At 63.4% G+C, this 12,931-nt stretch carries 9 protein-coding genes; 2 read left to right on the plus strand and 7 right to left on the minus strand.

Going from position 1 to position 12,931, the window contains the following annotated elements; translation table 11 throughout:
- Positions 1-994 precede the first annotated feature (994 nt).
- The 5 genes from P9217_RS06520 to P9217_RS06540 form a co-directional block, all read right to left on the minus strand.
- A complete protein-coding gene (locus P9217_RS06520) occupies positions 995-2,377 on the minus strand; it encodes a DUF6600 domain-containing protein (protein WP_278086376.1) in 1,383 nt (460 codons plus the stop codon).
- Between the two features lie 434 nt (positions 2,378-2,811).
- On the minus strand, positions 2,812-4,368 hold the full coding sequence (guaA, locus tag P9217_RS06525) for a glutamine-hydrolyzing GMP synthase (protein WP_278086375.1): 1,557 nt from the start codon (positions 4,366-4,368) through the stop codon (positions 2,812-2,814).
- 174 nt (positions 4,369-4,542) lie between these two features.
- On the minus strand, positions 4,543-5,181 hold the full coding sequence (locus tag P9217_RS06530; RefSeq protein ID WP_095825773.1) for a 5'-methylthioadenosine/S-adenosylhomocysteine nucleosidase: 639 nt from the start codon (positions 5,179-5,181) through the stop codon (positions 4,543-4,545).
- Between the two features lie 3 nt (positions 5,182-5,184).
- Positions 5,185-5,643 (minus strand): PaaI family thioesterase, encoded by a 459-nt coding sequence (locus P9217_RS06535; RefSeq protein WP_278086374.1) that lies wholly within the window; start codon positions 5,641-5,643, stop codon positions 5,185-5,187.
- Positions 5,644-5,736: 93 nt separating this feature from the next.
- Positions 5,737-7,026 (minus strand): RsmB/NOP family class I SAM-dependent RNA methyltransferase, encoded by a 1,290-nt coding sequence (locus P9217_RS06540; RefSeq protein ID WP_095825774.1) that lies wholly within the window; start codon positions 7,024-7,026, stop codon positions 5,737-5,739.
- Positions 7,027-7,357: 331 nt separating this feature from the next.
- Between P9217_RS06540 and P9217_RS06545 the strand changes: the two genes are divergently transcribed.
- Entirely contained in the window at positions 7,358-8,035 is a 678-nt protein-coding gene (locus P9217_RS06545; RefSeq protein WP_278086373.1) for an MIP family channel protein, read from the plus strand.
- Positions 8,036-8,181: 146 nt separating this feature from the next.
- On the opposite strand, the gene katG is transcribed toward P9217_RS06545, so the two are convergent.
- A complete protein-coding gene (gene katG / locus P9217_RS06550; RefSeq protein WP_095801068.1) occupies positions 8,182-10,395 on the minus strand; it encodes a catalase/peroxidase HPI in 2,214 nt (737 codons plus the stop codon).
- 152 nt (positions 10,396-10,547) lie between these two features.
- Here katG and P9217_RS06555 point away from each other — a divergent pair, with 152 nt between their 5' ends.
- Positions 10,548-11,456, plus strand: coding sequence for a hydrogen peroxide-inducible genes activator (locus tag P9217_RS06555; RefSeq protein ID WP_095801069.1), 909 nt, complete (start codon positions 10,548-10,550; stop codon positions 11,454-11,456).
- A gap of 154 nt (positions 11,457-11,610) precedes the next feature.
- Here P9217_RS06555 and P9217_RS06560 read toward each other — a convergent pair whose 3' ends face one another.
- Positions 11,611-12,714, minus strand: coding sequence for an ionic transporter (locus P9217_RS06560; protein ID WP_095801070.1), 1,104 nt, complete (start codon positions 12,712-12,714; stop codon positions 11,611-11,613).
- Positions 12,715-12,931 lie beyond the last annotated feature (217 nt).

Consider the following 12,931-nt stretch of genomic DNA (forward strand, 5'->3'; position numbering starts at 1 on the left):
GCAATTTTCTATTGCGTGTTTTTAAATCGCCGTTTGCCTTCTGCCGGCCCCGGTAGTCGCACGGCGAGAGATGTTGGGAATTGAAATCTTTGCGCCGCGGGCGGCTAACAAGTGAGGGACCCGGTCCGTCTCGGCGGCGGGCTTTTCCTATCTGGAGCAAATTGTAGACCGCTCGAGTGGTGTCGTCGGTGACGCGAACCCATTGGGTCTCGTCTCGCCGGTCCTGTACGTGGCGGCCGGTCACCCATTCAGCGGCTTCTTTAGGTGGGGTGGTCCTCGCGTAGGCAATACTGCATCCGTCCCCGACATCGTTTCAACGGTGTAGCTGGTCACCGGAAAGCTCTTCAATAAAGCGCCGCATTGAAAGAGCCCGACGGTGTGAGGGACGGCTCTTTTGTCGGGTCTCCTCTGATCAGCCCGTTCCAATCGGGCCCGATAGCCATCCCGACGCAACAGCGCCGCCCAGCTACCGAACTTCGACAAGGGGCGAAGGTCCCAGGAGTTGTTCACCGGCGGCTTTGTCGAGTGCCGCTGCTCGACAGGCGCGCGACTGGTGAACGAAATAGGGCCCCCTGACGCGTTTTCTGCACCCCACTAAGGCTCACGCGCGGCCTAGCCCGGCTTCTGTGGCAAATGGCAATGGTTCCAACATCGCCCTGCCCCGATTTCACATGCCCTTCGCTTCGGCATAGCGCAGACCAGCCGTCAGCGTCTCTGGCGATAGCGCGTGAATTTCTCCTCGAGCGCCACGACTGCTTCGTCCTTGCTTCGTTCAGTGCCCGCCCACCGACATGCGCGCGCCGGCCGCCGAACATTGGTCATGACGGTTCAGAACAACGTCCCGGCACTGGGCCCATCCGCCGCCAAGGATCCGACGCTATCGGAGCCGAGGAACGTCGGGGAGAATCGCAGGGACTCGGACTGCAAAGACGAGTGTCGCTGACTCGCCCGGGTAACGCCGGCGGCTGTGCAATCGACTTTCCTTCGCGGCCGCCTAGCAGTTCGCGTCAGTCTGCGGATCGCACGCCTTGTTTTTCTGGCTCCGTGGCTTGGGCTTGGCCGCCTGCTCGGGCTCGGCCTGCTGCTGCTCGGCGGCGGGCTGCTCCTTCGCCTTCCGTTTCTCAGGCTTGGCCGCCTGTTCCGGCTCGGCCTGCTGCTCGGCGGCGGGCTGCTTCTTGGCCTTTCGTTTCTCAGGCTTGGCAGCCTGTTCCGGCTCGGCCTGCTGCTCGGCGGCGGGCTGCTTCTTGGCCTTCGGTTTCTCAGGCTTGGTAGCCTGTTCCGGCTCGGTCTGCTGCCGCTCGGCGGCGGGCTGCGTCTTGGCCTTCGGCTTCTCGGGCTTGGCCGCCTGTTCCGGCTCGGCCTCCTGTTCGGCGGCGGGCTGCTTCTTGCCCTTCGGCTTCTCAGGCTTGGCGGCCTGTTCCGGCTCGGCCTCCTGCTGCTCGGCGGCGGGCTGCTCAGGCTTGGCGGTCTCTTCCGGCTCCGCCCCATCGGCCCTTGCGCCTTCGGTCGGCTTCGATTTACGGCCAGCCTGAACCTGCTTCACCTGCTCGATGTCCTTTAGCTTAGCTGGTCTTGCCTTGGGGTCGGCTTTCACCTCACCTTCGAAGACCGCGACCGTGTCATTTTCCAATTTGCCGGACTGCTCGGGCGCGTCGGTCTTGCTGACCTTGACGGCAGTCACATTCTGGTCCGTCTCCTTTTCGATCACATCAACATCAATGACTTTGTTGATCACCACGTTGTTCTGGATGGTCACGTCGCCGGCCGGCTGGGCCGCCTCGACAATCCGCACAAACTCGGACCTATCACGGATAACAGCGACAGAAACGTCGGCAGCAAGGAATTCGCGGCTAGGGACCACAACCCAGTAATAATCCGGCGTCGTGTCGAAGGTTACCTCGATTGAAATCAAGTCCGGATCACGGCGCGGCGGCAGCGGAGCCCAAATGATGTGCTCCCTGTCACGACGCCAAGTCACCCATGCTGGCGCCCAGCGAGTGCCCGGAACCCAGTACCAGCCGATATCGTCGGCATAGCCCCACCGGCCGTAATGGTACGTCGCCCAGCCGAATGGCTCGTCGGATACCCAGAGCCAGCCATACTCCTCTGTATAGACCCAATGGCCCAAGGTATACGGGCGCCAATCGTCAGGTACATCAACTGGCACGAAAACGGTCGCTCCATGATACGAGACCCAATCGCCATGGGACGACAGGTCTTCGTAGAATGTGCTGATCGAAACCTCGGTGGCGGCCCTTGCCTGCGACACTAGCGAGAATGGTGCAATCGGGTTGGGGATATCAACGACCGTAAGCAGACAGGCGGTTACGCCGCCCAGCATCAGCCGTACCGCATTTTGGGCAAGGACGCGTTTCATCCCAGTCTTCCTCCGAAACAGATGCGCCCTTCATCTTGAAAACTCGCCGGCAATCGGATTGTTCCGCCTTGCTCCCGCCAGGGCTCGTGGACCTTGCAAATGGTAGCTATGGCGAGCCATTGAACGTACTCGCCTGATGGCCGAACTTCGCGGAAGCTTAAAGTACCGTCATCAGGTTTGAGGGCTGATTTGCAGAATTTACCTTTAGTTTTCAGCCGCTTGGCGTGGAAAAAGGTACCGTCAGAAGCCCTCTATGACGTGACGGTACTGTCAAAAAACATCGTGGCAATGTGGGTGAGGTCCGGCAACCGGTACGGCAGCTCCAAACGACGCACACCGATAACCGGCGAAAATTGCCGGCCAAAACTACTTTTTATCTCAGCGACTTAGATCGAACTCTGGCGCAATTTCAGCGGTGTTCGAATGGGCCTGAATCACTCCCACTCGATGGTGCCCGGAGGCTTCGACGTAACATCGTACACGACGCGATTGATGCCTTTCACCTCGTTGATGATACGGGTGGCGGCGGCGCCCAGGAAGTTCATGTCGTAGTGGTAGAAATCGGCCGTCATGCCGTCGACCGAGGTCACAGCGCGCAGCGCGCAGACGAATTCGTAGGTGCGGCCGTCGCCCATCACGCCGACGGTCTGCACCGGCAAGAGCACGGCGAAGGCCTGCCAGATGGCATCGTAGAGGCCGGCCTTGCGGATCTCGTCGAGGTAGATGGCGTCGGCCTCGCGCAGGATCTCGAGCTTCTCGCGGGTGATGCCGCCCGGGCAGCGTATGGCGAGGCCAGGACCCGGGAACGGATGGCGGCCGATGAAGCTTTCGGGCAGGCCGAGCTCTCGGCCCAGCGCCCTCACCTCGTCCTTGAACAACTCGCGCAGCGGCTCGACCAGCTTCATGTTCATGCGTTCGGGCAGGCCGCCGACATTGTGATGCGACTTGATCGTCACCGACGGGCCGCCGGAGAAGGAGACGCTTTCGATGACGTCGGGATAGAGCGTGCCCTGCGCCAGGAAGTCGGCGCCGCCAAGTTTCTTGGCCTCTTCCTCGAACACCTCGATGAACAGGCGGCCGATGGTCTTGCGCTTCTTTTCCGGATCGCTCTCGCCTTCCAGCGCCGAAATGAAGCGGTCGGAAGCGTCGACCAGGATCAGCGGCAGGTTGTAATGCTGGCGGAACATCTCCACCACGCTTTTCGCCTCGTCCTTCCGCATCAGGCCGTGGTCGACGAGGATGCAGGTCAACTGATCGCCGACCGCCTCGTGGATCAGGAGCGCAGCGACCGAGGAATCGACGCCGCCTGATAGCGCGCAGATCACCTTGCCCTTGCCGACCTGCTTGCGGATCGCCTCGACCGCCTGCTCGCGATAGGCAGCCATGGTCCAGCCCGTGCTGAGGCCGGCGATATGGTGGACAAAGTTGCTCAGCAGCTTCGCGCCGTCCGGGGTATGGACGACCTCGGGATGGAACTGCACCGCGTAAAACTTCCGTGCCTCGTCGGCAATCGCTGCGAAGGGCGCGCCGGTGGAGGTGCCGACGATCTTGAATCCTTCCGGAATGGCGGTGACGCGGTCGCCGTGGCTCATCCAGACCTGATGACGCGTGCCCCTGGCCCAGACACCGTCGAACAGCGCGCAGTCGTTTTCGATCTCCAGGAAGGCCCGGCCGAACTCGCGGTGATGGCCGGCCTCGACCTTGCCGCCGAGCTGAGCGCACATCGTCTGCTCGCCATAGCAGATGCCGAGCACCGGAATGCCGGACGAAAAGACCTCGTCGGGCGCGCGGGGCGAGCCGATGTCGACGGTCGAGTGCGGACTGCCCGACAGGATGACGGCCTTCGGCCGGATGCGGCGGAAGCCCTCCGCGGCTGACTGGAACGGAACGATCTCGCAGTAGACCCCGGCCTCGCGCACGCGCCGCGCGATCAGCTGCGTGACCTGGCTGCCGAAGTCGATGATGAGAACGGTGTCGAGATGTGTCGTCATGGCGAGCCTTTAAAGAAAGAACCGATTCGGCGCAATGGTGGCGCGTTGCGGCGTTCGGTCCTTGCCACAACGCCTAAAGCGCGTCGCGTCGAACGGGCCCAGGCGACGAGCTTCAAGTTTCATCTGATGCATGTCGTTCTCCCAAAACCGCTGCGCACTTTTGGGCGACATGCATTAAGTAAGGCCGATCGCGCCGGACGCAATCGCCTGCTCTAGCAGACCTATCGCCGCCGCCAGCTTCTCGTCGATGACGTGCAGATACTCGGTCCAGTCGCCGACATGCCTGAGATCGACCGCGCCGTCGGAAATACCGCGCAGGCCGATCAGCGGCACGCCGAACAGCTGGCAGGCGCGCAGGCAGGCGAAGGTCTCCATGTCGACCATGTCGGCGTCGATCGCGTCATAGGCGGCCCCGGTGACGATGGCGCCTCCGGTCGACAGCGTCGCGGTCCTGATGCCGGGAATGACGAAGGGCAGCGGCACCGTCACGGGCAGGTCGAGGAACGGCGTCGCGCCCTTCGCGAAGCCGAGCGGCGAAGCGTCGATGTCGCGGTAACTCACCGACACGGCCTGGTAGATTTCGGTCTGTTCGAGCGTTCGGCTTCCCGCGGAGCCTAGCGACACGACGAGATCCGGCAGCGCATTCTCGGCCTTCAACGTGGCGAGCTCGGCGCCGAGGCGCACGGCGGCCTCGACCGGGCCGACGCCGGTCATCAGCGGCGTGAACCGCTTTTTGAGATGCGGACCGTATTCGGCCTCGGCCGCCATGACGAAGAGGACGGATTTTTCCCCTAACCGCGCAACGCTGGCCATGGATCACCCCTCGATGCCGTCGCGGCCAACCACCGTCATCATTGTGCCGGTCATGGTGGCGATCAGCTTGACCTCGCCATCGGCGGCGAAAGCATAGGCCTGGCCGTCGGCAACAATGATGGTGCGGCCTGGCTTGGTCACCGAGCCGCGGAACAGGAAGCGCTCGCCCTTCCCCGGTGCGAGCAGGTTGACCTTGAATTCGATGGTCAGCACGCTGGAATTCTGCGGCATCAACGAGAAGGCGGCATAGCCGCAGGCCGAGTCCAGCGCGGTCGAGATGACGCCGGCATGCAAGAAGCCGTGCTGCTGGGTGAGCGAAGGGGCATAGGGCATCTCGATCTCGATGATGCCGGGCGTGACCAGCGTCAGCTCCGCACCGATGGTGGCCATGGCCTTCTGGCGGGCAAAGGAAGTCCTGACGCGATCCTCATAATCGGGAGCGGGTACGATTTTGGCTGCCATGGCCTTCGCCTCATTTTTGCTGGCGAAGCTTATTGCAGAGGCAGGCAGGACAGGCAATCGCTTATGTTGCAGCGCAGCAAATGCCGGCCGCCCTCATGCGGCCCTGCGCAGGGCGTGGAAATAGAACCCGTCAGTGCCACTGAGCGCCGGCGACAGTGAGATGCCACCGGCTTCGCCAATACGCGCAGCGCCCTCGTGGCCGGGGAAACGGCCGTCCCAGAGCTGGCGGTGGTCGACCGGCGCAAAATCGCCGTGGCGCTCGCGGAAGGCGGCGACCTGCTCGCCGTTTTCGGCATCGAACACCGAGCAGGTGATGTAGACGAGCAGCCCGCCGGGCTTCACGAAAGCCTGCGCCATGTCGAGGATCGCCTGCTGCTCACCTTTGCGGGCATCGAGCTGTCTGTCCGTCAGCCGCCACTTGGCGTCCGGGCGCCGCCGCCAGGTGCCGCTGCCGGTGCAGGGCGCATCGATCAGCACGAGGTCCATGTGACCGGTGAGCGGCGCGAGTTCCGCAGGCTTGCTGACGACCTGGATGTTGCGGCTGTGCGCGCGGCGGATGCGCTCGAAGATCGGCGCCAGCCGGACCTTTTCCGCATCATGGGCGAAGACCTGGCCGCGATTGTCCATCTCTGCCGAAAGCGCCAGGGTCTTGCCCCCGGCGCCCGCGCAATAGTCGAGCACCTGCATGCCTGGCTCGGCGCCGGCGAGCGCTGCTGCAAGCTGCGAGCCCTCGTCCTGCACCTCGAACCAGCCTTTCTGGAAGGCGGGCTCGGCCTGGACGTTCGGATGCCTGCCGTCGCCATTGATCGGCGGGATGCGAATGCCGTGCGGCGCGATTGCGGCAGGTGCTGCACCGGTGCCCTGGAGTTCCGCCAGCACCTTGCCGCGGTCTGCCTGCAGCGCATTGACCCTGAGGTCCAGCGGCGGGCGCATCGCGAGAGCCGCGCCCTCTTCGACCCAGTCATCGCCATAGGCGTGTTCGAGAAGCGGCGCGCACCAGTCCGGAACATCGGCCCGCACGGCATCCGGCGCATCGGCGAGCCTGCCGGAGGCTGCCGCTTTCAGTTCGGCGGCGCTGAGCAGCGGCGGCGCGAACTTGTCGCCGTCGAGAGCGTCATTCAGCGACCGCGCCGTCGGGCCCCATTCCAGCAGCAACGCGCCGAAGCCGATGGCGCGCGGCGTCTCCTCGCCGAAGAGCCAGCCGGCCGAGCGCTTGCGGCGCAGCGCGTCGTAGACGATGTTGCCGATCGCCGCGCGGTCGCCGCCACCGGCAAAGCGGTGCGACAAGCCCCAGTCGCGCAAGGCGTCGGCCACCGGCCGATGCCGCCGGCCGATGTCTTCAAGCACTTCGATGGCCGCCGCCAGCCTTCCGCCCAGTCTCATTCCTGCTTCCGTCTATCGTTGCTTCCAGCCCTGCTCTTAGAGCCTTTCCGGCTCCGATTGAAACACTTCTCTTGCGGTGAAGCCAAAACGACCTGTCCCATGCCATCGTCCATGCAACAGGCGGAAGGTTCTTTTGCGGCAGTCGGCGGTCAGCGGATAACAAGAAAAACGCCTCGCACATGAAACTTCTCTAATGTCTTGACTGGCGGATGCAAAGCAAGACCACTGGCTTAACACTCAGCTTTCCAAGTTTTGCCGGCAGGAATACTCTTTCGCCTGTGATTCGCGACGCGGAAAACGCGTTTTGGCGGATCCCTATGAGGAGAGGGCAATGAAGACTTATCTGGCAGAAGTTCTAGGCACGTTTCTGTTGGTGTTCATAGGCACGGCCTCCGTGGTCACGGGCGGCTTCGGCGGCGCGCTGCCGCTCGGACAGGAAGGGATCGGCCTGGCGTTCGGCATCGGCCTGATCGCCGCGGCCTATGCGATCGGCCCGATCTCGGGCGCGCATCTCAATCCGGCGGTGACGCTCGGCGTGTTCCTTGCGGGGCGGATGCCGGCGAGGGAAGTCGTGCCTTACTGGATCGCGCAGATCATCGGCGCCATCATCGCTTCGCTGGCGCTGTGGATCATCGTCACCGGTCAGGCCGGCGGCCACAGCGGGGGCTTCGGCGCCAATGGCTGGGACGAGGCGAAATGGGGCATGAGCTCGGCCTTCCTGTGGGAGCTGATCGGCACCTTCACCTTCGTCACCGTCATTCTCGGCGTCACCAACGCCAAGCACATGACGGCCTTTGCCGGCCTGGTGATAGGCCTGACGCTGGCAGGGCTCCACTTTGCCATGATCCCGGTGACGGGCACTTCGGTCAATCCGGCGCGCTCGATCGGCCCGGCGCTGTTTTCGGGCGGGGCGGCGCTCGGCCAGCTCTGGCTGTTCATCGTCGCGCCACTGATCGGCGGGGCGATCGCCGGCATCGTCGCCAAGACTGGCATCTTCGAAAAAGACTGATACGTAATGCAAAAGGCGCGGGCATGAACCCGCGCCTTCTCTTTGGGAGGATGAGACCTAAAGCGCATCGCGATCTTTCAGTTTCGCTCCGTGCGCTTTAGTTGCCTTTGTGCCGAAAAGCGGCTCCCACTCTCGGGAGACATGCTTTACTTCGCGACCAGTTCGAAGCGGTCGAGATTCATCACCTTCGTCCACGCCTTCACGAAGTCCTTGACGAACTTCTGCTTGGCATCCGCCGAGCCGTAAACCTCGGCCAGCGCACGCAATTGCGAGTGCGAGCCGAAGATCAGGTCGGCGCGGGTGCCGGTCCACTTGACTTGCTTGGTCTTGCGGTCGCGCGCCTCATAGACCTCATCCGAGTCTGGCTCGGAGCCGGCCGCCGGATCCCAGATGGTCGCCATGCTGAGCAGGTTGATGAAGAAGTCGTTGGTCAGCGTGCCCGGCCTGTCGGTGAACACGCCGTGCTTTGAGCCGCCATGATTGGCGCCGAGCACGCGCAGGCCGCCGACCAGCACCGTCATTTCCGGCGCCGTCAGCGTGAGGAGCTGCGCACGGTCGACCAGCATCGCTTCGACGGACATGGGCAGCCTGCCGCGGACATAGTTGCGGAAGCCGTCGGCCCTCGGCTCGAGTGCCGCGAAGGATTCGACATCGGTCTGCTCCTGCGAAGCGTCCATGCGGCCTGGCGTGAAGGGCACGTTCACCTCATTGCCGCCGTCCTTCGCGGCCTTCTCGATCGCGGCGGCGCCGCCGAGCACGATCAGGTCGGCGAGCGAGATCTTCTTCTCGCCAGCCTGCGCCGCGTTGAACTCCTGCTGGATGGCTTCGAGCTTCGCCAGCACCTTCGAAAGCTGGGCCGGCTGATTGACTTCCCAGTCCTTCTGCGGGCTGAGACGGATGCGGCCGCCATTGGCGCCGCCGCGCTTGTCCGAGCCGCGGAAGGTCGAGGCCGAGGCCCAGGCAGTTGAGACCAGTTCAGGAACCGTGAGGCCGGAGGCCAGGATCTTCGCCTTCAGCGCGGCGATATCCTCTTCGCTGACCAGTTCGTGGTCGATCGCCGGAATCGGATCCTGCCAGATCAGCTCTTCCTTCGGCACGAGCGGGCCGAGATAACGAACCACCGGGCCCATGTCGCGATGGGTGAGCTTGAACCAGGCGCGGGCGAAAGCGTCGGCGAACTGGTCCGGGTACTGGTGGAAGCGACGCGAGATCTTCTCATAGGCCGGATCGAAGCGCAGCGCGAGATCGGTGGTGAGCATGGCCGGAGCATGACGCCTGGAGGGATTGTGCGCGTCCGGAACCGTGCCGGCGCCGGCGCCGCCCTTCGGCGTCCACTGATTGGCACCGGCCGGGCTCTTCGTCAGCTCCCATTCGAAGTTGAACAGGTTGTCGAAGAAATTGTTGCTCCATCTGGTCGGCGTCGTGGTCCAGGTGACCTCCAGGCCCGAGGTGATGGCGTCGCCGGCAATGCCGGTGGCATGTTTGCTCGACCAGCCGAGGCCCTGCGCTTCGATGCCGGCACCTTCCGGCTCCACGCCCACCAGCGAGGCATCGCCGGCGCCATGGGTCTTGCCGAAGGTGTGGCCGCCGGCGATCAGCGCCACGGTCTCTTCGTCGTTCATGGCCATACGGCGGAAGGTCTCGCGGATGTCGCGGGCCGCGGCGACCGGATCCGGCTTGCCGTTCGGGCCTTCCGGGTTGACGTAGATCAGGCCCATCTGAACGGCGCCGAGATGGCCCTGCAGTTCACGGTCGCCGGAATAGCGCTGGTCGTCCAGCCACTTCGTTTCGGAGCCCCAATCCACGTCCTGCTCCGGCTCCCACACGTCGGCGCGGCCGCCGGCGAAGCCGAAGGTCTTGAAGCCCATCGATTCCAGCGCGACGTTGCCGGCAAGGATCATCAGGTCGGCCCAGGAGATCTTGCGGCCGTATTTCTGTTTGACCGGCCACAGCAGCCGGCGTGCCTTGTCGAGATTGGCATTGTCCGGCCAGCTGTTCAGCGGCGCGAACCGCTGCTGGCCGGCACCGGCGCCGCCACGCCCGTCGCCGATGCGATAGGTGCCGGCACTGTGCCAGGCCATGCGGATGAAGAGCGGTCCGTAATGGCCGAAATCGGCCGGCCACCAGTCCTGCGAGTCGGTCATCACATGGTGCAGGTCCTTGATCACGGCATCGAGATCGAGGCTCCGGAATTCGGTGGCGTAGTTGAAATCCTCGCCCATCGGGTCCGAGAGGTTCGACTGCTGATGAAGAACGCCAAGGTCGAGCAGATTCGGCCACCAATCCCGATTGGTCCTGCCGGCGGATCCATGCGCCACGGGGCATTTGCCAGCGCTGTTGTCGTCGGTTTTCGCGTCCATCTTACTCTCCAGGGTTTTGATTTTTCCGAGATTGATTCTGCGCAGATTTCGGGGCCGGCCAGCGGCCGCGCCAATCTGGAATGATTCCAGCCTAGGCCGGCTTGGCGATAAAGACAAATTGCCTTTCCTGTTCGTTTTGATAAGCTTTCCTTATGATCGGCCTCACCGTGCGACAGATGCTTTATTTCGACGCGCTGGCGCAGACGCTGCATTTCGGCCGCGCCGCGAAGCTTGCCGGCGTCAGCCAGCCGGCGCTCTCCGCCCAGATCGCCGAAATGGAAGAGCGGCTGAACTGTCTTCTGTTCGAGCGCGGCGGCAAGGCGGTGCGGATGACGGACGAAGCACTTGTGCTGCAGCCGCGCATCGAGCGCATTCTTGCCGATATACGTGACGTCGAGACAACCGCCCGGCGCGGCCGCCCTGCGATGGAAGGCCGCTTCCGGCTGGGCATAATTCCGACCGTAGCGCCCTATCTCCTGCCGTGGGTCCTGCCGGAATTGAAGAAGCATTTCCCGGGCCTGCAGCTCGAACTGCGCGAGGCGGTGACGGCATCGCTGGTCGAGGACAATGTCTCGGGCAAGCTCGACGCTTTCATCGCCGCGCTGCCGCTCGACCATCCGGGGCTTGTCACGGAAGAGCTCTTCCCGGACCGCTTCTTCCTTGCGGTGCCCGCCGGCGATCCGGCTTTCGCCTCGCCGCCCGTGCCGCCGGAAAGCCCGGCGCTGGAACGGCTGATGCTGCTCGAGGAAGGTCATTGCCTGCGCGAACAGGCTCTGGCCGTCTGCGGCAATGTTCGGCCGGTGGCGATGGCAAGCTATGGCGCCACCAGTCTCACCACGCTCTTGCAGATGGTGGCGCATGGGCTGGGCGTGACGCTGGTTCCGGAAATGGCGGCAAGCGCCGCCGGCGTCATGCCGGACCTCAAGATTGTGCCGTTCCAGGAGCCGATGCCGCAGCGCATGATCTGCCTCGCATGGCGGCGCAACAAGGTGCGCCAGGACGAATGCGTGGAACTGGCAAAGATCATACGGGGATTGGATCATGCGGTGCTGGCGAGCTGACCCTGGTTTCTGAGCTTTGCCCAATCCCAATTCTCAGCCAACGCCCCGTATCGGAAGCTTCTGCTGCTTACCGGAGCTAACGCTGCCCGCTTCGAAAATCCGATAGTGCGGGTCCCAACCTCGAGTTCTCTATCCCTCGTTCGATTGCAAGCCTTCACGGCACAAATATGAGAAATACGTAGGTAAAGAACACCACAATATGAACCATTCCGGTCAGGAATGTCGTTCTTTCGGTGCTGAAGCTTACGCTGCAAATGAAAAGCGCCAGGGCCAAAAGTACCGCATCAGCCGCCGGAAGCCCAAGGGTCAACCCTCGGCCTGTCAGCAGGCTGGCGGCCGCGACCGCCGGTATCGTCAGACCGATGGTGGCGCAGGCCGAACCCATCGCAACGTTGAGGCCGCGCTGCAGCTCATTGTTGAGCGAGGCGCGAACCGCCGAAATGGCCTCCGGCATCAAAACCAGCCCGGCGATCATCGCTCCCACGATACTGTCGGCCTGGGTCACCTGGTAGGCAACGAGCGTGTCCTCGACACCGGCGGCGACCTGCTCGGCCAGCATGACGATGCCGATCAGCCCGCTCAGCAGCAGCAGAACGCCGACAGAAAGGCTTTCGTGAAGGGCAGTTCGCATCGAAACGTCGTGCGCCTGTTCCTGGACGAAGTCGTCCCGGTGCCGAACGGTCTGGGCGAACACGAAGCTTGCATAGAGCAGCACCGAAAGGACGCTCACAAAACCAAGCTGGCCCGCCGAAAACGTGCCTGGATCCGTCGTCTGGGTGTAGGTCGGCAGGACAAGCGTCATGACAGTCAGCGCGATCAGAACCGCGAGATACGCGCTGGTCCCTTGCCGAACGATTGCCTGCTTGCGATGACGCCAGCCGCCAAGCGTGAGACACGTACCGACGACGCCGGTAGAGATAATCATCACCGTCGAGAAAACGGACTCGCGCGCCAATGTCGGGTTGTTCTCTCCATGCAGCATCATGGAAACGATGATCGACACTTCGATTGCCGTCACGGCAAAGGTCAGCACCAACGTCCCGTACGGCTCCCCCACGCGCCGGGCCACTGCCTCGGCGTGGTCGAGCACCACGAAAATGGTGATGAACATGATCGCACTCGAAAGCGCTCCAACGACAATCCTGATGTTCAGCGAACCTTCGTCCACCGAAAGGCCGCTGGCTCTGACCGCGACAGCCGTCACCAGGGCGGCCAATGGCATCGTGTAGGAAGTCACCGACCGCGCGAAACCAGTCATTGAAGCCCCTGCGTTTCCGCGAATTTAGCGGAAAAGCCTGTGGGAAGCACCCCAGCCGACATCATTGCGAAGTGGACGGACCGATCGCCCGGCGTTCGACTTCTTCCGGGAAGCCGATCCGCTGCTGCCGAGGATGCTCGAGGAGTTGCGGCGCCGGCTGTTCCAGCGCACCGAAACCTCGAGATGCCGTGGTCTACGCCGTTTCCCGCCCCGGCAA

The sequence above is a fragment of the Mesorhizobium sp. WSM4989 genome, from assembly GCF_029625795.1.
Classification (GTDB): Bacteria; Pseudomonadota; Alphaproteobacteria; order Rhizobiales; family Rhizobiaceae; genus Mesorhizobium.